20 protein-coding genes and 1 pseudogene are annotated in these 19,995 nt (G+C 72.4%); 12 read left to right on the top strand and 9 right to left on the bottom strand.

Annotated elements, in window-relative coordinates:
• Positions 1–35: 35 nt before the first annotated feature.
• Positions 36–1,037, bottom strand: a complete 1,002-nt coding sequence (locus tag VK611_15580; protein HMG42753.1) for an NAD(P)H-dependent glycerol-3-phosphate dehydrogenase — start codon at positions 1,035–1,037, stop codon at positions 36–38.
• Between the two features lie 119 nt (positions 1,038–1,156).
• Here VK611_15580 and cofC point away from each other — a divergent pair, with 119 nt between their 5' ends.
• Both cofC and VK611_15570 read left to right on the top strand, forming a co-directional pair.
• A complete protein-coding gene (gene cofC / locus VK611_15575; protein ID HMG42752.1) occupies positions 1,157–1,777 on the top strand; it encodes a 2-phospho-L-lactate guanylyltransferase in 621 nt (206 codons plus the stop codon).
• On the top strand, positions 1,774–2,517 hold the full coding sequence (locus VK611_15570) for a PIG-L deacetylase family protein (protein ID HMG42751.1): 744 nt from the start codon (positions 1,774–1,776) through the stop codon (positions 2,515–2,517). Before cofC ends, VK611_15570 begins: the two co-directional genes overlap by 4 nt.
• Positions 2,518–2,543: 26 nt before the next feature.
• Here the strand turns inward: VK611_15570 and VK611_15565 are convergent, their stop codons facing one another.
• Both VK611_15565 and VK611_15560 read right to left on the bottom strand, forming a co-directional pair.
• Positions 2,544–3,116, bottom strand: a complete 573-nt coding sequence (locus VK611_15565) for a YqgE/AlgH family protein (protein HMG42750.1) — start codon at positions 3,114–3,116, stop codon at positions 2,544–2,546.
• Positions 3,117–3,304: 188 nt separating this feature from the next.
• On the bottom strand, positions 3,305–3,535 hold the full coding sequence (locus VK611_15560; protein HMG42749.1) for a hypothetical protein: 231 nt from the start codon (positions 3,533–3,535) through the stop codon (positions 3,305–3,307).
• Positions 3,536–3,654: 119 nt separating this feature from the next.
• On the opposite strand from VK611_15560, the gene VK611_15555 reads away from it, so the two are divergent.
• From VK611_15555 to VK611_15545, 3 genes are read left to right on the top strand one after another with little or no spacing between them, the layout of a single operon-like run.
• Positions 3,655–4,419 carry a helix-turn-helix transcriptional regulator gene (locus VK611_15555; GenBank protein HMG42748.1) on the top strand — a complete coding sequence of 255 codons (765 nt, stop codon included), beginning with the start codon at positions 3,655–3,657 and terminating at the stop codon, positions 4,417–4,419.
• Complete coding sequence (locus tag VK611_15550) at positions 4,379–4,564, top strand: DUF397 domain-containing protein (GenBank protein ID HMG42747.1); 186 nt, start codon at positions 4,379–4,381, stop codon at positions 4,562–4,564. Before VK611_15555 ends, VK611_15550 begins: the two co-directional genes overlap by 41 nt.
• A 15-nt stretch (positions 4,565–4,579) precedes the next feature.
• A complete protein-coding gene (locus tag VK611_15545; protein ID HMG42746.1) occupies positions 4,580–4,807 on the top strand; it encodes a hypothetical protein in 228 nt (75 codons plus the stop codon).
• Here VK611_15545 and VK611_15540 read toward each other — a convergent pair.
• Genes VK611_15540 through VK611_15530 form a run of 3 tightly spaced genes read right to left on the bottom strand, consistent with a single transcriptional unit; the run spans position 4,804 to position 7,899 of the window.
• The gene (locus tag VK611_15540) at positions 4,804–5,181 is read right to left on the bottom strand and encodes a hypothetical protein (protein ID HMG42745.1); all 378 of its coding nucleotides are present in this window, start codon (positions 5,179–5,181) and stop codon (positions 4,804–4,806) included. The genes VK611_15545 and VK611_15540 overlap by 4 nt on opposite strands.
• Positions 5,178–5,771 (bottom strand): hypothetical protein, encoded by a 594-nt coding sequence (locus VK611_15535; GenBank protein ID HMG42744.1) that lies wholly within the window; start codon positions 5,769–5,771, stop codon positions 5,178–5,180. Before VK611_15535 ends, VK611_15540 begins: the two co-directional genes overlap by 4 nt.
• 46 nt (positions 5,772–5,817) lie before the next feature.
• On the bottom strand, positions 5,818–7,899 hold the full coding sequence (locus VK611_15530; protein HMG42743.1) for a PEP/pyruvate-binding domain-containing protein: 2,082 nt from the start codon (positions 7,897–7,899) through the stop codon (positions 5,818–5,820).
• A gap of 118 nt (positions 7,900–8,017) precedes the next feature.
• Between VK611_15530 and VK611_15525 the strand changes: the two are divergent.
• Positions 8,018–8,632 (top strand): annotated as a pseudogene (locus VK611_15525) (phosphatase PAP2 family protein).
• Positions 8,633–8,673: 41 nt separating this feature from the next.
• On the opposite strand, the gene VK611_15520 reads toward VK611_15525, so the two are convergent.
• The gene (locus tag VK611_15520) at positions 8,674–9,210 is read right to left on the bottom strand and encodes an HIT domain-containing protein (protein ID HMG42742.1); all 537 of its coding nucleotides are present in this window, start codon (positions 9,208–9,210) and stop codon (positions 8,674–8,676) included.
• A gap of 199 nt (positions 9,211–9,409) precedes the next feature.
• On the opposite strand from VK611_15520, the gene VK611_15515 reads away from it, so the two are divergent.
• The 4 genes from VK611_15515 to VK611_15500 all read left to right on the top strand — a co-directional run bounded on the left by VK611_15515 (position 9,410) and on the right by VK611_15500 (position 13,979).
• Positions 9,410–10,210, top strand: coding sequence for a (Fe-S)-binding protein (locus VK611_15515; protein HMG42741.1), 801 nt, complete (start codon positions 9,410–9,412; stop codon positions 10,208–10,210).
• The gene (locus tag VK611_15510; protein ID HMG42740.1) at positions 10,207–11,544 is read left to right on the top strand and encodes an LUD domain-containing protein; all 1,338 of its coding nucleotides are present in this window, start codon (positions 10,207–10,209) and stop codon (positions 11,542–11,544) included. The genes VK611_15515 and VK611_15510 overlap by 4 nt, the downstream gene beginning before the upstream one ends.
• A complete protein-coding gene (locus tag VK611_15505) occupies positions 11,541–12,572 on the top strand; it encodes a lactate utilization protein (GenBank protein ID HMG42739.1) in 1,032 nt (343 codons plus the stop codon). The genes VK611_15510 and VK611_15505 overlap by 4 nt, the downstream gene beginning before the upstream one ends.
• An 84-nt stretch (positions 12,573–12,656) precedes the next feature.
• Positions 12,657–13,979, top strand: a complete 1,323-nt coding sequence (locus VK611_15500) for a PhoH family protein (protein ID HMG42738.1) — start codon at positions 12,657–12,659, stop codon at positions 13,977–13,979.
• Here VK611_15500 and VK611_15495 read toward each other — a convergent pair.
• Positions 13,968–14,894, bottom strand: a complete 927-nt coding sequence (locus tag VK611_15495) for a hypothetical protein (protein ID HMG42737.1) — start codon at positions 14,892–14,894, stop codon at positions 13,968–13,970. The two genes, VK611_15500 and VK611_15495, sit on opposite strands and share 12 nt — an antisense overlap.
• Positions 14,891–15,373, bottom strand: coding sequence for a sigma-70 family RNA polymerase sigma factor (locus VK611_15490; GenBank protein ID HMG42736.1), 483 nt, complete (start codon positions 15,371–15,373; stop codon positions 14,891–14,893). Before VK611_15490 ends, VK611_15495 begins: the two co-directional genes overlap by 4 nt.
• Positions 15,374–15,495: 122 nt before the next feature.
• On the opposite strand from VK611_15490, the gene VK611_15485 reads away from it, so the two are divergent.
• A complete protein-coding gene (locus VK611_15485) occupies positions 15,496–17,970 on the top strand; it encodes a DUF87 domain-containing protein (GenBank protein HMG42735.1) in 2,475 nt (824 codons plus the stop codon).
• Positions 17,971–17,991: 21 nt separating this feature from the next.
• Positions 17,992–19,104 carry a winged helix DNA-binding domain-containing protein gene (locus VK611_15480; protein HMG42734.1) on the top strand — a complete coding sequence of 371 codons (1,113 nt, stop codon included), beginning with the start codon at positions 17,992–17,994 and terminating at the stop codon, positions 19,102–19,104.
• Positions 19,105–19,995 lie beyond the last annotated feature (891 nt).

The following is a 19,995-nucleotide window of genomic DNA, read 5'->3' as shown; positions in this document are numbered from 1 at the left end:
CTGACCCTCAGCCCTCAGCCCTCAGACCCAGACCTTCACGTGTGGCGGTGCTCGGGGCCGGAGGCTCGCCGGAGCAGGCCCCGGTAGGCGTCCTGCGCGGTGTGGCCCTCGTAGAGCACGCCGTAGACCTCGGTGGCGATGGGCATGTCGACCCCGTGGCGCCCGGCCAGGTCCATCACGACCTTGGTCGTCTTCACGCCCTCGGCCACCATCTTCATCTCGGCCTGGATCTCGCCGATCGTGCGCCCCAGCCCGAGCTGCTCCCCCACGTAGCGGTTGCGGCTCTGCTTGGAGATGCAGGTGGCGACCAGATCGCCCATCCCGGCGAGCCCGAAGAACGTCATCGGCAGGCCGCCCATCGCCTCGCCCAACCGGGCCAGCTCGGCCAGCCCCCGGGTGATGACCGCGGCCCGGGTGTTGTCGCCGGTGCCCAGCCCGTCGGCCATGCCGGAGGCGATGGCGAACACGTTCTTGAGCGCCCCCGCGATCTCGCAGCCGAGCACGTCGGAGCTGGTGTAGACCCGGAACAGGTCGCCGGCGAAGACCCGCTGCACGTCGATCGCCACGTCGTGGTCGGCGAAGGCCATCACCGACGCGGCCGCCTGCCCGGCGAGGATCTCCCGGGCCAGGTTGGGCCCCGTGAGCACGCCGGTGGGACGGCCCGGCAACTCCTCCGCGATCACCTGGGTCATCCGCAGGTCGGTGCCCTGCTCCAGGCCCTTGGCGAGGCTGACGACGGGGATCCCCGGAGTCACGTAGCCGGCCAGCTCGCCGAGCGTCGCCCGCATGCCGTGCGACGGGACGCCCATCACCAGCACGTCGGCGCCGGCGACGGCCTCCTCCAGCAACGACGTGGCCGTCAGCTCGGCGGGCAGCGTGAAGCCCGAGAGGTAGTCGCAGTTGGTGTGGGACCGGTTCAGCTCGGCGGCCAGCTCGGCCCGGCGGCACCACAGCGTGGTCGGCACGTTCCGGCAGGCGAGCGCCGCCACCGTGGTGCCCCAGGAGCCACCACCCACGACGGCCACCCGGAACGACATGCGGAGACCCTAACCGTGTCGGACATGAGGCCATCCGAGGGCGAGCGGACAGTTCCGCCTCGGTTCGTGTTGCGGTACCAGAGGTCCGAGCGGCAGGGGGGCGCCGATACGCTCCGCTCGTGCTCCCCGCTCGGGTCGGCCGCTCGGCAGCGGTCGTCGTACCCGTCAAGGCCTTCACGGTCGCCAAGCTGCGCCTCTCCCCCGTGCTCGACCCGCCGGCCCGGGCCGCGTTAGCCCGGCAGCTCGCCGACGGGGTGGTCCGGGCCGCCGCCCCGCTGCGGGTCGTGGTCGTGTGCGACGACGACGAGGTGCACGACTGGGCCCGGGCCGCCGGGGCCGATGTCGTCTGGTGCCCCGACCGGGGCCTCAACGGTGCGGTGGCCGACGGCGTGGCGGCGCTGCGCGAGGACGGCGTCGACCGGGCCGTGGTGGCCCACGCCGACCTGCCGCTGGCCCGCGAGCTGGCCTGGGTGGCCGACTTCCCCGGCGTGACCCTGGTGCCCGACCGCCGCCGCGACGGCTCCAACGTGGTGGCCGTGCCCACCGACTCGGGGTTCGGGTTCTCCTACGGCGCCGGCTCGTTCGCCCGGCACCGGGCCGAGGCCGCCCGCCTGGGCCTGCCGCTCCGGATCGTCGACGACCACGCGCTGCGCTGGGACGTCGACCTCCCCTCCGACCTCGACTGGCCCCACGCCGACGACCTCCCCACCGGCCGCACCGTCGACCCGGTGTGGACATGACGTACGGCCGCGACCTGCCCACCCCCAGCCGCGCCCTCGCCATCGGGGCGCACCCCGACGACACCGACTTCTGGTGCGGCGCCACCCTCGCCAAGTGGGCCGAGGCCGGCTGCGAGGTGCACCACCTGGTGTGCACCGACGGGTCGAAGGGCACGTGGGACCCCGACGCCGACCTCGCCGAGCTGGTCGCCACCCGCCAGGTGGAGCAGCGCGCTGCGGCCAAGGCCCTGGGGGCGACCGGCGAGGTGGTGTTCCTCGGCTGGCCCGACGGCGAGCTGGCCTCCGACCTGCGCCAACGCTGGCAGGTCGCCTACTGGATCCGGCGACTCCGGCCCGACGTGGTGGTCGGCCACGACCCCTGGAAGCGCTACCGCCTCCACCCCGACCACCGCCACGCCGGGTTCCTCACCGTCGACGGCGTGGTCGCCGCCCGTGACCCGCACTTCTTCCCCGAGCAGCAGATCCCCCACCACCGCCCGGGGGAGCTGCTGCTGTTCGAGGCCGACGAGGCCGACCACGTCGAGGTGGTCGACGAGGGCCACGCGCTGCGGAAGCTCGACGCCCTCGAAGCCCACCGCAGCCAGTTCCGCTCCACCATGTTCGTCGACGAGGCCACGCCCGAGCGCGACGACCAGCTCGAGGAGTTCCATGCCCGGGTCCGCGGGCGACTCGCCGAGCACGGTGCCCTGGTGGGAGCACCCCTCGGCGAAGCCTTCAAGCGCCTCGCCACCGACCAGTAGGCCGGCGCGACCAGTAGGCCCCGGGGTCAGTTCACCGACGGGTGGGGCGGGAAGTTGGCGAGGCGGGCGAGCTTGCCACCCTGGCGACGCAGCACGGCCCGCCACATCGTCTCGGGATCGGGGGCGAACACGTCCTCGACCACGGCGTCGACCACCACCCAGGCGTCCTGGGCCAGCTCCTGCTCCAGCTGCGACGGACCCCAGCCCGAGTAGCCGATGAACACCCGGATGCCGTCGAGCGACGGCGCCAGCTCGGCCGGCTCGAGGTGCAGGTCGACGGCACCGAGGTCGCCCAGCACCTGGGTCCAACCCTCCAGATCGAGGCCCGACGAGCGCCGACCCAGCGCCACCAGGCTGTCCTGGTTCACCGGGCCGCCCACGTAGAGCACCGGCGGGTCGGCGGCGAGCGCGCCCCACTGCTCCAGCACCGCGGCGACGTCGATGTCGGTGGGCCGGTTGAGCACCACGCCCAGGGCGCCGTCCTCGGAGTGCTCGATGAGCAGGACCACGGAGCGCTCGAAGTTCGGGTCCTCCAGCATGGGCTCCGCGATCAGGAGCTTGCCCGTGAGGACGGCGTCGGCGTCGGGATCACTACTCACGTCGCACAGGATGCCAAGCCCGCGCACGAGAGACTGGCCAGATGGCAGAAGTCCTCGAACCCACCTGGTTGCCCGCCCGGTGAGGACTGCTCCGCTGCGACGTCGCAAGCTCCCCACCGGACGGACCATGCCCCGACGTGAGTGAGGCGGTGTCACCTTGGAAACGACACCCTCACGCCCGGGACGACCTACGACCAGTCACCATTCACCGGCCCGCAGCGGTGACGCCTCTTCATGTCCTCGACGCCGTCGAGTCGGTCCTCGATCTCTCGGGTCGAGCGGCTGCAGGCCGTGCACCACAGCACGGGCGGTCCTGCGGTCTTCGTGCTCAGGAAGAACTGCGCCGGCTGGTACCTCGCCGGCTTGTGGACCGTCGGCTCGCCGTAGCGGGTAGCCCGCTGCTCGTGTGGACGGTGCATCCGGCACTGCCTCCTTCAGTAACTCACCACCTCAGGCACTGACTATGGGCTCCTGAGACAGCCACAGGAACCACCGGCAGGGACAGCAATTGGACCACCCTGAGTGCCACTATCAGCACATGAGACATCGGCTGGTAGAGCTACGGGAGGCCGCCACGCTGACCCAGGAGGGACTGGCGGAGAAGCTGGGCATCTCTCCCAAGTCCGTCTACCGACACGAGGCCGGTGAGCGCACGCCGCAGATGGACACCCGGCGCAAGATGGCGAGCCTGTACGACGTCCCGCTGTCCGTGATCCACGCCGCTTTGACCGAGGGGGTGAACGGCCACGTGGTCCGGCTGCGGTTCACCCACTTCGCGTCGCTGGAGCAGGGCGCCACGGAGCTGCGCTCGTGCCAGCAGGTCTCGGTGCCCGGCCTGCTCCAGACCGCCGACTACGCCACCTCGCTGGAGTCGGTCGGGGCCACGCCTGCCAGCGACGAGGAGATCGCCCGCCGGGTCGAGCACCGGCTCCACCGGCAGCGGGTGTTGGACCGGCTGCGCCTGTACGCCCTGATCGACGCCTCCGTGCTCCTGCGAGAGACCGGCGGCCCGGACGTCATGGCCCGCCAACTGGACCACCTTCGGGAGATGAACGAGCGCCCCAACGTCGCCGTGCGGGTCATCCCCCTCGACCAACGGGCGCACGCCGTGGGTGCCGGCTCGTTCACCATCTTCACCGGCGAAGACCAGGACATGCCCTACCTGGTGGCGACGAACACGTTGATGGGACCGGCGTATCACGAGTTCCCTATCCTGGTAGCGCAATACGCTGCGACGTTCTCGCATTTGTGGGAGGAATCCGATGATCTGGCGCAAGTCGACCTACTCGACGAACGGAACTGACTGCGTCGAGCTGGCCACGGACGGCGAGAGGGTCTACGTCCGGGACAGCAAGTCACCCGACGACGGCACCGTCACCCTGTCGGCCGGGACCTGGCGGGCTCTCCTCGCCGGTGCGAAGTCGGGCCACCTGGACGACCTGCTCTAGGTCCTGTTGTACCTAGTGGAGCGTCACCTGGAAGACGGCAGCTACGACGCCATCGTCGTGGACGCCACACCCGCCGACGACGGCTCGTGCCGTGTCGAGCTCACCATCCTCGGCGGTGCCCACAAGGGCGAGGTGGTGTCGGTGCGGCGTGACGGGCTGGCGGACCGGGCGTTCGACCTGCTCGGCATCCCGGCCACGCTGACCGTCAGCGACGGGACGCCCCAGGTGCGCTTCGAGCCCTAACCGGCCGTGTCGACGGAGACGACGTCGGCCTGGACCCGGTCGATGGTCAGGTCCTGAAGGCAGCCGACCAGCTTCACCCGGTTGTTCTTCCCCAGGCCCGGCTGGACGCTGAAGCTGTAGGTACCCGGCTCGACCTCCACGACGCCGGGGTCGTCGAGCACCCTGTTCCGCACGGTGCCCCGGCAGGCGGCGACGATGGCGTCGGCGGCCTGGGCCGGGTCGCCCTTGTAGTCGTCGGCGCTGATCTGGAGGACGACCTCGCTGCGGGAGTCCGGCGACATGTGGTCGGCCCGGCTCTGGAAGGCGTCGCCCATCTCGTCGACCGCCGCGGCCCCCACCACCAGCAGCACCACCGCGAGCAGGGCCCGCTTCACGGCCGGGCTGCTCCTGCTCCCGATCCGGGGCCGGGGCCCGGGCCGGGCCCGGGGCTGGGGCTGAACGGGTCGGACCGGGCCGACGCCGCCTGACCGAGCAGCCCACCGGGCGGCAGCGCCAGGGCATCGAGCCGGCCGGCGAGGCGTCGCTCCAGCACGGGACCGCCGGTGAACCGGGCGATGCGCTCCACCACCCAGGCGACGCCCGACAGGATCACGCCCGCGCCCAGCAGCACCGGGACGAACACCGACAGCCGGTTGCCGTTGGTGGCCTCGCCGGTGCGCAGCCAGGCGAACGGCTCGAGCGACGGCGGCGCCGCGTCGTGGATGTGCGCCACCAGCCGGGGGTCGGGCTCGGCCGGACGAGCGGGCGGTGCGGTGCGCTCGTCGATCCGCTCCTCGAGCTTGCCCAGCCGCTCGAGCACCAGCACGCCGACCAGGCCCAGCTCGGCGGCGAGGAAGATGATCCCGGCCACGACGGCCCGGTTCCACTCCCATCGGGCCAGGTAGACGGCCACGTACCACCCCGCGGCCCCCATCGTCAGCAGGGTGGCCAGCAGCCCCACCCGCCGGGCGTTGAGACCCCTCATGTTTCCCGCTCCTGGGCTCCGCCCGGGCCGCTCGGGCCACGCTCGCTCATGCGGCGCCCCTCCACTCCTCGGACTCGACGGGGCTGACCTCGCCGGTGGCGCCGTCGACCACCACCCAGGTGCCGGCCGGGTAGCGCTCGCGGGCGCCGGCCAGGTCGACGACCGTCGGCACCCCGTACTCCCGCGCCAGGATCGCCAGGTGGGAGAGCACCGAACCGGTCTCGGCGACCAGCCCGGCCAGCCCCGGCAGCAGCGGCGCCAGGCTCGGGTCGAGGTGCTCCACCACCAGCACGGCGCCCTCGGAGGGCGTCCCCGTCCCGTCGTGGACCCGACCCATGCCCCGACCGCCACCGGCGCCCCGACCACCTCCGCCACCGCGGCGGGTGTTCTCGGCGGCCACCGGCACGATCACGTCGCCGGCCTGCCGGAACGCCCGGGGCAGCGGCGTCTCCACCACCGCCCGGACCTCGCGGGCCGACAGCTGCCCGGCCAGCGCGGCGTGCAGGTCGTCGAGGCTCAGGTCGCGCACGTCGGCGGGGTCGGCGAGCACGCCCCGGCGGACCAGCTCTGCGCCCAACGCCAGCGCGGCCCGGGCGGTGAGCTCCTGCACCCAGCGGACGCGCAGCCGCAGCGCCTCCCGCCGGGTGGCCGGGTCGTCGGGATCGGCCTCGGTCGACGATGCGGCCGCCCGGGGCCCGGTCGGCGCGGCGGGCAGCGCCGGCGGGGTACCGATGCGCGGCGGCAGCAGGCTCAGCAGCACCGGGTTCTCGGCGAGCAGGGACTCGTCGTCGACCTCGGCGCCCACCCCACGGGCCGTCGACAGCACCGCGAGAGCGCGCGACGCCGCGGTCGGGGCCGTGGTGTCGGCCGACAGCAACTGCCCGGCCAGCACCTCGTATCCGTGCAGGCTCCGCAGCGCCTCCGCCGACCGCTCCATCAGCCCCAGCAGGTCGGCCGACGTCAGGGTGTCGAGCCGGGGCACGGAGCGCAGGTCGGTGTCGATCTCGCGGAGGATGTCGCCCGCCAGCGACGGCAGCGCGGCCCGCAGGCGTCCCACCCGCCAGGCGGCGAGGGCCTGCCGTGCCGGTGGCCGCGGGTCGAGACGGGCGTACCAGGGACGACGCACCGGCGACAGGCCCAGCAGCTCCAGGTCGACCGCCGGCCGCCCACCCAACGCCACCACCACCGGCGACGCCCCCAAGCGCCGCGCCGACGTGGCGCCGAGCAGCTCCAGCGCAATGCGCAGGCCGTCGCGCAGCGGCGGGATCCAGAGGTCCTCCTCCAGCGGCGACAGCGCCACCGGGAACGTCTCGGCCAGCGGTCCCGGCCCGAGCACCGGCCCCGTCGCCGCCTGCGCCTCGGCCCCGACCGTGGTGATCGGCCGCGACTGCAGCAGCACCAGCCGACCGTCGTGCTCCAGCGCCCACTCGATGTCCTGCGGGCCCCCGAACAGTTCGGCGGCGTCGTGTGCCAGCTGGGCCAGCGACCGTCGCACGCTGCGGGCGCGCACCGCGCCGGGCACGTCGCCCGTCGTCTCCAGCAGGCGACCCCGCGGCGACAGCGAGAACTGGCCACCGCTGATCGATCCGCTCACCAGCTGGTCCGGACCGCCCGGCACGCAGGCGACCACCAGGCGGTCGCGGCTGCCGGTCACGGGATCGGCGCCGAACAGCACGCCACCCCAGGCAGGTCGCAGCTGGCGCTGCACCAGCACCGCCATCGGCGCGCCGTGGCCCGAGTCGATCACCTCCTGGACGGCGGCGAGCAGGTCGTCCCAGCCGTCGACGTCGAGCACGGAGGTGAACTGGCCGGCCATCGACGACGTCTCACCGTCCTCGTGGGGCGACGAGGACCGCACGATCAACGACCGTGACCCCGCCCCTCCCAGGTGCCGCCAAGCCCGCTTGAGCTGCTGCGACAGGATGTCGGGCGGGTCCGCACCCCGCCACGTCGACGTCGCGGCGGTGGACACGACGAAGCCGTACAACGCCGGGAGACCGGCGCCACGCGCGACCGCCAACGCCGCGGCCTTCGCTCCAACCACTGCCGGATCTCGGCTGGCGGGATGGTCCAGCCCGATCACGCCGGGGGGCGACGTGCTCTCGTCCGACAGCCTGGTGTGACTCATCGCCACCTCCGCGCTGATCGAAGTTGTTAAGGGGGTATTACGCCCAACCCTCCCTGTACCCGTTCTGTTCCCGACTGTTCAGCGCACCTTCAGCTTGCGTCAGTAGCATCTCGTTCCCGTGCACGTGCACCTCGATCCGCCACTTACCCCAGCTTCCGTCCTGCTTCCGCGCCGACGCCTGCTGGTCGCACTCGCCGCCCTCCTCGTCGCACTGGCCTTCGCCGCGGCGCTCGCCGGAGGCCAGACCCTGTTGACCTGGGACGAACCCATCCAGCGGGGCGTCGAGGCCCGACGCACCACCGGGCTCGACGAGTTCTTCCTCACCGTGTCCCGCCTGGGGAGCACCGTGATCGTGCTGGGGCTGGGGGCACTCGCCTCGATCGTCACGTGGCGACGCTGCCGGGCGGTCGCCGTCGCGATCGCGGTGGCGACGTTCAGCCGCCCGCTGATCGAGTTCGTCCTCAAGGCCGTCGTCGAGCGCGACCGCCCCAACTTCGCCCGGCTGGTGAACGGCACCGGCTACTCGTTCCCGAGCGGGCACGTGATGGCCGCCGTGGCCCTGTGGGGGCTGCTGCCGATGATCGTCGGCCTCTACACGCGCCGGCGGGCGCTGTGGTGGGCGTCGGTGGTGATCGCCGGGGCGCTCATCGTCGGCATCTCCGCCAGCCGCGTGTACCTGGGGGTCCACTGGTTCTCCGACGTCACCGGCGGCCTCGTGGTGGGCACGTTCTTCCTGCTGGGCGTCGACTACGTGCTGCGCCGGGCGCACGGCCACTACCCGTGCGGGCTGCTCCCCTGCCCCGACGAGTCGGACGAGACCGGCGCGGCGGGGTCCTCCGACGCACCCTGCTTCGACGCCTCCGAGCTCACGGCGGTCGACATCTCCGACAGCGCCGAGCGCAAGGTCGTCGCCACCTCGGCGGCCGCCTCGTCGTCGGCGTAGCGGGTCCGCGGCCAGAAGAACCCGCGCAGCCCGTCCTTGCGGTTGCGGGGCACCACGTGCACGTGCAGGTGGGGCTGGCTCTGGCTGACGACGTTGTTCATCGCCACGAACGACCCCGCCGCCGACATGGCGTGCTCCACCGCCCGCGTCACCCACTGCACGCGCTCGAAGAACGGCCCCACCTGGTCGGCCGGTAGGTCGGTGAGCGTCACGTAGTGGTCCCGGGGCACGACCAGCGTGTGGCCGGGGAACAGGGGCCGCACGTCGAGGAACGCCATGACGACCTCGTCGTCGAGCACCACATGGGCGGGCAAGCGTCCGGCCACGATGGCGCAGAAGGTGCAGTCGTCGGACGTCTTCGTGGGCATGGTCAGCCGAGACTAACCCTGCGCGCTCGTCGAGAATCTCGGCGTGTTCTCCGACATCGGAGGGTCCGAAGGTGCAATATGACGCCATGAGGTCGCTCAGGGTGACCTGGACGACCTCGGAGAGCGAACTGTGGGGATCGCTCTTGATGACCTGCGGGCGGACGCTCCAGATGTGGCAGGGATCAAGGCGGAAGCACAGATGACCGACGAATCCACCGAAGACCCTCTGCGGGTCAGCTTTCTGATCACGTGCGTGGTCGACATCGTGGCGCCCGAGGTGGGTGAGGCCGCGGTGCGCACGCTGCGCGCCGCCAGGTGCACCGTGTCGTGCGACCTCTCGCAGACGTGCTGTGGCCAGCCGGCCTGGAACGCCGGCTTCGCCGAGGACGCCGCGGCGGTCGCCCGGCCCACCCTCGCCGCGCTCGAGGCCGAGCTGGGGCGGGGCGCCGAGTACGTGGTGGTGCCGGCCGGGTCGTGCGCCACGATGGTGCGGCTGTTCTGGCCGGAGCTGTTCGAGATCGTGGGCGACCCCGACGCCGCCGCCCGGGCCCGACGGGTGGGCGAGCGCACCCGCGAGTGGTCGGAGCTGCTGGCGGAGCGGGCGGCCTCGCTGCCGAAGCTCCGCCTGAGCGAGCCCCGCAAGGTGGTCCTGCACCAGAGCTGCCACCGGCAGCGCGAGCTCGATGTCACCCCGCCGCTGGCCCGCCTCCTGGGCCTGGTCGACGGGTGCGAGACCGTCGAGTGGACCGGTGCCGACCGCTGCTGCGGCTTCGGTGGCGCCTCCGGCGTGACGCCACCGGACGCGTCGGAGGCGATGACCGACGAGAAGCTGCGGGCGCTGGTCGGCGTCGATCCCGACGTCCTGGTGGGTTGCGACACGTCGTGCCTGCTGCACCTGCGGGGACGGGCCGACGCCCTGGGCACGCCGGTGGAGGTCCGCCACGTCGCCCAGATCCTGCAGGACGCCCTCCCCGTCGCCGTGGCCCGGAGCGGCGCGTGATCGCGGAGCGCTTCTCCCTCGCCGGGACGATGCTGCGGGAGCGCACCGCCGATGCACTGGCCGACGAGCGGCTGCGGGGCAGCCTGGCCCGGGCGTTCGACCACCACCTCGCCACCCACCGGAGCGACGCCATGGCCGAGCTGTCCGGGCCCGACGCGCTGCGCCACGCGGCCCGGGGCGTCCGCAACGACATCCTGGCCGACCTACCCGAGCTGCTGGAGCGCTTCGCCGACCGGGCGCTGGCCCGGGGCACCCACGTGTGCTGGGCGTCGACCGGGGCCGAGGCCCGCGACTACATCTCGCGGGTCGTGGCCACGCACGGGGCCACGAAGGTGGTCAGGGCGAAGTCGATGGCCACCGAGGAGATCGACCTCGACGCCACGCTGGCCGCCTCGGGGACCGACGTCGTCGAGACCGACCTGGGCCTGTGGGTGGGCCGGCTCGCCGACGAGGTGCCGGGCCACATCGTCGACCCGGCGCCGCACCCGGACCGGGGCCGCCAGCAGATCCACGACCTGTTGGTCGAGAAGGCGCAGACCCGGCCCTCGCCGGGCAGGAGGCCCCACGAGCTGGTGCGCTTCGCACAGGAGCGGCTCCGGGAGCAGTTCCTCGGCGCCGGGGTCGGGATCACCGGCGCCAACCTGGCGGTGGCCGACACGGGATCGATCGTGCTGGTCACCAACGAGGGCAATGGGCGGCTGATCACCTCCCTGCCGCCGGTGCACGTGGTGGTGCTGGGCATGGAGCGGTTGACCGCGTCGTGGGACCAGGCCGACCTGCTGCTGGCGCTGCTGGCCCGCTCGGCCACTGGGCAGCGGCTGCCGTCGTCCACCACGGTGCTGACCGGACCGCGGGCGACCCACGAGCTCGACGGCCCGGAGGAGCTGCACGTGGTCGTGCTCGACAACGGCCGCAGCCGCCTGCTGGCCGACCCGGGCGTCGTCGGGATACTCGAGAGCGTCGAGGAGTACCTGGTCAACCGCCATGCCCACGCCGACGCGCCGCTGCCGTTGCTGGCCGGCGAGCTGGCCGACGTGTCCACCTCCAGCGGGCCGTGGGTCGGCGCCGACCCGACCGACCCGGCGGCGCTGCCGCTTCGCAGCGACCGGGTGGGCCCGGCGACCGGGGGCGAGCGGGCCGCGTGGCGCCTGTGGGCCACGGCCTGGTCCGACGCCCGCCGCTACAGCGCCACCACCCGTGCCGCCACGTGGGGCCGCTGGGTCACCCGGCTCGCCGGCCGCCTGCCCGTGGCGTCGTCGTGGGCCCCGGTGCGGGAGCTCCCCCCGGTGGCCCCCGAGCGGTTCCGCGACCGATGGTGGAAGGGGACGGTATGAGTGACGTGAGCACGGCCGTGCGGACCTGGCGGGTGTCCGCCTGTTCCCCGTACCCCGCCGATCGGTACCTCCGCCGGCACGCCATCGAGACGACCGCCACGGAGGAGCCGCGCACGTGGTCGGTGCCGGCGACGTGCCGCGTCGACGGCTGGCGGGCGCAGACCCCCGTCGCCCGCCGGATCCTCCCTCGGCCCGTCGTCCCTCCCCCGTGGGCCGACGAGCCCGACGACACAGTCGAGACCGAGGTCGTCGAGACCGACGACGACGTCGACTACTACGAGCCTCCTGCTCCGCCTGCCGGCCCGCCCGAGAACGAGCACGGCGACCGCACCCGGTTCCTCACCCTGGCCCGCCAGGGCCTGGCCGGCGGCATCCCGGTGAACCTGGTGCACCCGCCGCCGCGCCGCGACCCGTCGTCGGACCGGCCGCCGGCTCCGGAGCCGACCTACGCCAACGTCGACCCCGACGACCTGCTGGCCACCTTCACCCGCTCGGTGGAGGAGGCGGGTGGGGTGTGCCACCACGTGGTCGGCCAGGTGCCGGACATCCTCCTCGACCAGCTCGTCACCGAGCTGGACGCCTGGGACGTGGTCGTCTCGCAGGACCCGGAGGCCATCGCCCTCGGCGAGCGGCTGGCCGACCGGGGCGTCGAGGTGTCGCCCGCCGGCCGTGCCGCCGCCACGGAGGCCGCGCTCGGCGTCACCTCGGCCGTCGCGGGCATCGCCGCCACCGGGTCGGTGGTGATCGACAGCACCCGGGCCGGCGGTCGCCTCTCGTCGGTGCTGCCCCCGGCGCACGTCTGCGTCCTCCCGGTCGAGCGGCTGGTGGCCACGCCCGCCGAGGTGCTGCGCCCGCTGGGCGACGACCCGGCCGCGCTGCCGTCGTCGTTGGTCCTGGTCACAGGCCCGTCGCGCACCGGCGACATCGAGCAGCTCCTCACCATCGGCGCGCACGGCCCCACTGCGCTCCACGTGATCGTGGTCAGCCCGCCGCCGGGCGTGGGTGCGGGGGTCGCCCCCTCGTCGTGACGGACGCGCCACAATCTTCTCCATCAGGAACACTTCGACCCGCGCTACCGTGACATCGCCAAGGCTCTGCTTCTGGGGAGATACGTGACGCAACCAGCGACGACGTCGAAAAGTCTTCGCACCTACGTCCTCGACACCTCCGTGTTGCTCGCCGATCCGTGGGCTCTCGGACGCTTCGTCGAACACGAGGTGGTGCTCCCGCTGGTGGTGCTCACCGAGCTGGAGGCGAAGCGGCACCACCCCGAGCTCGGCTGGGCCGCCCGTCAGACGCTGCGCAACCTCGAGGCCATGCGCCTGCGCCACGGCTCGCTGCTGCACGCCATGCCGGCGAACGACAGCGGCGGCTCGCTGCGGGTGGAGATCAACCACCAGGACACGGCCGGCCTGCCGATGGCACTGCGGGGCGACGAGCAGAACGACCACCGCATCCTCGCGGTCGCCCGCAACCTGGTGCACGAGGGTCGCGACGTGGTGGTGGTCACCAAGGACCTGCCGATGCGCCTCAAGGCGTCGATCGCGGGCCTGGCGGCCGAGGAATACCGCAACGAGATGGCCAGCGACACGGCCTGGTCGGGCGTGGTGCAGTTCGAGGTGGCGGGCGAGGTGGTCGACGAGCTGTTCGCCGAGCACTCGGCCGACCTGGCGGAGAGCGGCGACCTGCCGGTGAACGCCGGAGTCGTGCTGCACGCCGGCAGCCAGTCGGCGCTCGGCCGCTTCCGCGACGACAAGCGGGTGCACCTGGTGCGCTCCGACCGGCCGCTCTTCGACGTGCGGGGCCGCTCGGCCGAGCAGCGCATCGCCGTCGACCTGCTGGCCGACCCCGAGGTGGGCATCGTCAGCCTGGGCGGGCCGGCCGGCACGGGCAAGAGCGTGCTGGCGCTGGCTGCCGGGCTCGACGCGGTGCTGGAGCAGTCGAGCCACAAGCGGGTGATGGTGTTCCGGCCGATCTACGCGGTCGGCGGTCAGGACCTGGGCTTCCTGCCCGGCACCGAGGCCGAGAAGATGTCGCCCTGGGGCGCCGCGGTCACCGATGCCCTGGAGGCGGTGGCCGGGCCCGAGGTGATCGAAGAGGTGTTCGACCGGGGGCTCCTGGAGGTGCTGCCGCTCACCCACATCCGGGGCCGCAGCCTGACCGACAGCTTCGTAGTGATCGACGAGGCGCAGAACCTGGAGCGTGGTGTCCTGCTGACGGCGCTGAGCCGCATCGGCCAGGGCAGCCGGGTGGTGCTCACCCACGACGTCGCCCAGCGCGACAACCTGCGGGTGGGACGCCACGACGGCATCGTCTCGGTGATCGAGACCCTCAAAGGCCACCCGCTGTTCGGTCATGTCACCCTCACCCGCCCCGAGCGCAGCCCCGTCGCTGCCCTGGTCACCCAGGTCCTCGACGACGTGTCACCCACCTGAGATACCCGGGCAGCTCGGCAGCGCGTAGCCGAAGTCGTCACCGCCGCCCGACGTCCTGGTGCTCGTGGAGACCAGCGCACCCTGCTGGTCGAAGCCTTCGACACGATCGATCTCGCCGTTCGGGCGCTCGATCAGCCAGGCTCGGAAGCCCCCGAACGGCACCGCCGGTCCGATGGGAGCGTCGACCCGAGCACCGTCGGCAAGCACGATCTCGACGCGGGCGATGCCCGATCCCACCAACCCGTAGGTGAACGAGTGCGTCGCCACGCCGGGGAAGGTGAAGGCACCGCCTCCCGAGGTCAGGCACTGCGGTCCCTGGGGATCCCCCCAGGCCGAGATGTCGAGGAAGCCGTAGTAGTCGGGCTCCTCGGATTCGGGCATGCCCACAGCCACGCTGCCGACGTCGTCCGTACGACGGAGGTACATGACGCGGCCCGACAGCACGACCTCGACCGTGTAGTCCGACAGGGCGAGCGTCATCACGGCGGGTTTGCGGGTCGGCGGAGTCGGCGGCGCGCCGTCGCCCGTGAACTCCGTCGTCGTCGTGGACTGCGGGGCGTCCGGCTCGGGTCCGGCCCCCAGACCCGGCACGGTCGCGTCGGTCGACGTGGTGGTGGACGACGTGGTGGACGCGGTGGTGGACGACGTCGTGTCGACCGTGCTGTCGGCCGGCAGCGTCCCGTCGTCGGTGGTCTCGAGCCGCTCGCCGTCACGGTCGAGCGCAACGACCACGCCTCCCACGACGAGGCTCCCGGCAGCTACACCGATCAGGACACGCCGACCGATGTTCGTGCTGTGGCCTTCGCCCCGCTCGACGATCTTGTCCCACGCGTCCACGTCGAACTCGGTCGTCTCTCCGAGCCGGTGCAGACGCTGTGCCAGGTCGTTCTCCCCGACGGTGTCGTAGGTGTTCATCGGACGATCAGCTCCTTGAGGTCGGCGAGGGCGCGGTGCAGCAGCGACCGCACGGTGGCGGGACGGCAGCCGAGGATGTCGGCGATGTCGTCGATGGAGAGGTCCGCGTAGTAGCGCAGCGCCACCGCGGCGCGGCGACGCGGCGAGAGGCGCTGGAGCGCCGTCCAGGTCTCGTCGATGTCGGGCGGGTCGACGGCGACGACGGCCCGCAGCCGGGTGAGGCGATCGGTGACCTGCTTGCGGCGGTACCGGGACTTGCAGGCGTTGGTCACCGATCGGTACAGGTAGCCGTCGGGGTCACCGACGCCGTCGAAGCGCCGATAGAGGCCGACGAAGGCGTCCTGGACGACCTCCTCGGCCAGATCGTTGCTGCCGGTCATCACGTGGGCGAGCCGGATCATCCGTCGGTACGTGCGGTTGTACACGTCTTCGAACGACCCGCCGACGCCTTGGTCCATCCGCTCCGCCGCGTTCGTCATCACGCACCTTCCGATGCACGACCCCTCCGAACTGTTGCAGGCCGAGGTTCACGGCCCCCTGTCAGTGTCCGTGGGTGGCAGGACAACGCCGGAGAGTGGGCGGCGACGCCTACGATCCCGGCATGATCGAGGTTCCCGCCGGCCACCTGTACCTGGGCGAGCAGATCGACGAGAAGACCCGCAAGCGAGCCGGCGAGGCCGTGCTGCTCGACTCGGCCGACCTCACCACCCACGGCGTGATCGTCGGCATGACCGGCTCCGGGAAGACCGGACTCGGCGTCGTGATGTTGGAGGAGGCCCTCCTGCAGGGGATCCCCAGCCTGATCCTCGACCCGAAGGGCGACCTGGGGAACCTGCTGCTCACGTTCCCCGAGCTGCGCCCCGACGACTTCGCCCCCTGGGTGGAGGAGGGCGACCCGGCCGAGGTGGCCGAGAGCTGGCGCACGGGCCTGGGCGACTGGGGCATCGAGCCGGCCCGCATCCAGGCGCTCCGCGACGCGGCCGAGTTCACGATCTACACGCCGGGGTCGATGTCGGGGGTGCCGCTCAACATCGTCGGTGGCCTGCGCCGACCGGCCGAGGGCAGCGACGCCGAGACGGTGGCCGACGAGGTCGAGGGCTTCGTGTCGGGCCTGCTCAACATGGTCGGCGTCGACTCCGACCCGTTGTCGGGCCGAGAGCACATCCTGCTGTCGAACATGATCGACCAGGCGTGGGCCGCCGGGCAGGACCTCGACCTGACCCAACTCGTCGCCCAGGTGCAGGACCCGCCGCTGCGCAAGCTCGGCGTCTACGAGCTCGACGAGTTCTTCCCGCCCAAGGACCGCACCAAGCTGGCGATGACGCTCAACGGGCTGCTGGCGTCGCGGTCGTTCGCGGCCTGGGCCGAGGGCCCGGACCTCGACATCGAGGCGCTGCTCACGTCGGCCGACGGGTCGAAGCCGGCGTGCGCCATCGTGTCACTGAGCCACCTGTCCGACGAGGAGCGCCAGTTCGTGGTGTCCCTCCTGCTCGGCAAGCTCATCACCTGGATGCGGCGGCAGGCGGGCACCGGCAAGCTGCGGGCGCTGGTGTACTTCGACGAGGTCATGGGCTTCGTCCCGCCCAACGGCATGCCTCCGGCGAAGAAGCCGATCCTCACGCTGTTCAAGCAGGCGCGGGCGTTCGGCGTCGGCATCGTGCTGGCCACGCAGAACCCGGTCGACGTCGACTACAAGGGCCTCTCCAACGCCGGCACGTGGATGATCGGCCGGCTGCAGACCGAGCAGGACAAGGCCCGGCTGCTCGACGGCCTGACGTCGGCCGGCGGCGAGGTCGACGTGAAGGCCGCGGCCGAGACCATCAGCTCGCTGGGGAAGCGGGAGTTCATGTTGCGGGAGTCCGGCACGGCGGCCCCGGCCCCGTTCACCACCCGGTGGGCGATGTCGTACCTGCGCGGCCCGCTCACCCGCGAGCAGATCAGCACGTTGATGGAGGGCCGCTCCACGCCCACGTCGGCCCCGCCCGCCGACGCGCCGGCTCCGGCGTCGACGGCACCGCCCGAGGCCGCGGCACCGGTGACTACGCCGGCCGCGGCTTCCGCGGCACCGGCCGAGGCTCCGGCGGCGGCTGCCCCGACTCCCCGACCGGCCGCCGGCGGGCACGAGACCGTCCCGGTCGCGCCGCAGGTGGCCGAGGGGATCGCCGTCCGCTGGCTCGACCCCGCGGCGCCGTGGATCGCCCAGGTCCCCGGGGCGGCGGCGACCAGCACGACGCTGGCGGCGTCGCTCGTCGCCCGCGTGTCGCTCCTGTTCGACGACGCCAAGCTGGCGCTGCGCCACACCGAGGAGTGGGAGGCCGTGTACTTCCCGCTGCCGGCCACGTTCGACCCGGCGACGGCGATCGCGGTCGACCACGACGAGCGCGACCTGCGCTCGGAGCCTCCCGCCGGGGCGCAGTACGTCCTCACCGAGACGCCGATCGACAAGAAGTCCTTCTTCACCGGCGCCGAGAAGGCGGTCGTCGACCACCTCTACCGCAGCAGCACCCAGCAGGTCCCCTACAACCGGGATCTCAAGCTGGCGGGCCGGGTCGACGAGTCGCCGGACGACTTCGCCGCCCGTTGCCGCGCCGCCGCCGAGGAGGCTGCCGACCGGGACCAGGTCAAGCTGCAGAAGCGCTACGCCGCCCGCATCGACCGGGCCCACGCCGCGATCGGCACCGCCTCCGACCGGGCTGCGCAGGCCCAGGCCGCGGAATCCAGCCGCAAGACCAGCGCCATGGTCACCGGGGCGGGAGCGCTGCTCGGCGCCGTGCTGGGTGGCCGCCGCAGCGCCCGGACGATGGCCCGCGACCTGGGCACCGCCCTCGGCAGCCAGGGTCGCAGCAACGAGGCGTCCACCCGCACCGACTCGGCCATGAACAACCTGACCCGCAAGCAGGCGGCGCTCGCCGACCTCGAGCAGGAGCTCGCCCAGGACCTCGCCGAGATCGACGCCGAGTGGACGGCGAAGGCCGCGGTGGTCGAGACCGTCGAGGTCACGCTGCGCAAGAGCGACATCCGGGTCACGGCGCTGGCGCTGGTCTGGATGCCCGCCGCCGACCTCGCGGTGTCCTAACTCGCTCCTAGCCTGCCCGACGTGGCCGACGCCCCCGTCCTCTCCCGGCGTGCGCTCAACCGGGCGACCCTCGACCGGCAGCTGCTGCTGCAGCGCTCACCCCTGTCCGCGGTCGAGGCGATCGGGCACCTGGCCGGCCTCCAGGCCCAGACGCCGCAGACCTGGTACGTGGGGTTGTGGACCCGGCTGACCGACGTGTCGGCCGAGCAGGTGTCGGACCTCCTGCGCGACCGCGAGCTGGTGCGCATCGCCCTGATGCGCTCGACGATCCACCTGGTCACGGCCCGCGACTGCCTGGCGTTCCGGCGGCTGTTCGACCTGGTCGTCGAGCGCAACATGCGCGGGGCGTTCGGCAGGAACCTCAAGGGGATCGACGAGGAGGCGCTGCTGCGGGCCGGCCGCGAGATCGTCGAGGAGGAGCCGCTGACCTTCAGCGAGCTGGGCAAGCGCCTGGCGGAGCGCTGGCCGGACCGCGACCCGGCGTCGCTGGCGCAGGCGATCCGAGGGCTGGCGGCGCTGGTGCAGGTGCCGCCGCGGGGCCTGTGGCGCACCCCCGGCAAGGCCGCGCACACCACCGCCGAGCACTGGCTGGGCCGGCCCCTGGGCACCGACCACAGCGTCGACGACCTCGTGGTCCGCTACCTGACGGCGTTCGGGCCGGCGACGGTGAAGGACGTGCAATCGTGGTCCGGCCTGACCCGACTGAACGAGGTGGTCGAGCGGCTGGGCGACCGGCTGGTGCGGTTCCGCGACGAGCAGGACCGTGAGCTGTTCGACCTCCCCGAGGCGCCCCGGCCCGACCCCGACGTGCCGGCGCCGCCCCGCTTCCTCTACGACTACGACAACCTGCTGCTGTCCCACGCCGACCGCAGCCGGTTCATCACCGACGAGTACTTCCAGCAGGGCTACACGATGGACGGCGCCATGCCCCGGATGATCCTGCTCGACGGGTTCACCAACGGCAGCTGGACCACCAGCCGCTCTCGCCGCCACGTCACCCTCACCATCCAGCCGTTCCGGCGCTGCTCGGCGGCGGAGCGAGAGGCGTTGACCCAGGAAGGCCAGGCCCTGCTCGCCTTCTGCGAACCCGACGCAACCGATCTCGACGTCGAGCTCCTCCCACCCCGCCCCTAGCGGATCAGTTCCAAATGGTTGCCTCATGCCGTGTCGAGCCCGTCCCGTCCCGAGTCATCTGTAGTCGCCAAACCACAGTCGAGTCATTCGTGGTCGGAGACCGACCACAGGCAACTCGAGAGCAACCGAACGACCACAAACGACTCGCCAACCCCCTTGGAACCCCCCACCAACCACCCCGCCGCCGCCCCAAATGGCGTCAAGGGCGGCTAACGACGGCCAACGGCCACAACGCCACGAGCTGGCCCGGCACAGCCGGCCAGCCGACTACACCCAAGCGATGCACCCCAGGACCGCTGCAACCACCCAAACATGTCGCCGCTCCTACGAGCAGCACCAAACCTGCGTACCGGCTGGTCAGCGCCCTCCCGCCGGTCCCGGCCCCGGCCGGGCCGCCTGTAGCCCGACCTGTAGCCCTGCCTGTAGTCCGTACTGCCATCGCTGAACCTCCCGTGCGGAGCGAGACGAGTGCACGCCCCTCGCCGGAGATAGTGCGGTCACGGGCCGAAACTCCACGCGAAAGCTCGTCACCAGCAGGTTCAGACCGGTCACCGCGACGCCCAACCGGGCAAGGGGGCAACGGGGCAACGGGGCTCCAACATCACATGAACACTCATCGACACCTAGGTCCCTGAGACAGGCTCGATTCCGCTCCGCTCCCCATTGCGGATTGATGACACCTCGGGTACGTGACCTCGTACGAGCCAGCAGGCGCGTACGGGGCCGGTCGCGTGCGAGGACCCGTCGTCACTGGCGCCATGACCCCTCTGACCAGCAGGTACGCGTTCCCGTACGCGGCGCGTACGACGGCCGTGCGTGCGCGGCTGAGTTCTCGCTACCTTCTCCGTCGTGGCGATCACGGCAGAACTCAACGCCATGAGGCTGGCCATC

This window comes from Acidimicrobiales bacterium (genome assembly GCA_035316325.1).
GTDB lineage: Bacteria > Actinomycetota > Acidimicrobiia > Acidimicrobiales > VFJN01 > DASXTK01.
This window is presented reverse-complemented; position numbering and strand designations above follow the sequence as displayed.

Coding starts and splice junctions, on each gene's coding strand:
- VK611_15505 (HMG42739.1), top strand. CDS start 11,541: ATGAGTGACGTGAGCACGGCCGTGCGGACCTGGCGGGTGTCCGCCTGT.
- VK611_15570 (HMG42751.1), top strand. CDS start 1,774: ATGACGTACGGCCGCGACCTGCCCACCCCCAGCCGCGCCCTCGCCATC.
- VK611_15490 (HMG42736.1), bottom strand. CDS start 15,373: ATGACGAACGCGGCGGAGCGGATGGACCAAGGCGTCGGCGGGTCGTTC.
- VK611_15515 (HMG42741.1), top strand. CDS start 9,410: ATGACCGACGAATCCACCGAAGACCCTCTGCGGGTCAGCTTTCTGATC.
- VK611_15495 (HMG42737.1), bottom strand. CDS start 14,894: ATGAACACCTACGACACCGTCGGGGAGAACGACCTGGCACAGCGTCTG.
- VK611_15530 (HMG42743.1), bottom strand. CDS start 7,899: ATGAGTCACACCAGGCTGTCGGACGAGAGCACGTCGCCCCCCGGCGTG.
- VK611_15580 (HMG42753.1), bottom strand. CDS start 1,037: ATGTCGTTCCGGGTGGCCGTCGTGGGTGGTGGCTCCTGGGGCACCACG.
- VK611_15550 (HMG42747.1), top strand. CDS start 4,379: ATGATCTGGCGCAAGTCGACCTACTCGACGAACGGAACTGACTGCGTC.
- VK611_15555 (HMG42748.1), top strand. CDS start 3,655: ATGAGACATCGGCTGGTAGAGCTACGGGAGGCCGCCACGCTGACCCAG.
- VK611_15535 (HMG42744.1), bottom strand. CDS start 5,771: ATGAGGGGTCTCAACGCCCGGCGGGTGGGGCTGCTGGCCACCCTGCTG.
- VK611_15520 (HMG42742.1), bottom strand. CDS start 9,210: ATGCCCACGAAGACGTCCGACGACTGCACCTTCTGCGCCATCGTGGCC.
- VK611_15560 (HMG42749.1), bottom strand. CDS start 3,535: ATGCACCGTCCACACGAGCAGCGGGCTACCCGCTACGGCGAGCCGACG.
- VK611_15485 (HMG42735.1), top strand. CDS start 15,496: ATGATCGAGGTTCCCGCCGGCCACCTGTACCTGGGCGAGCAGATCGAC.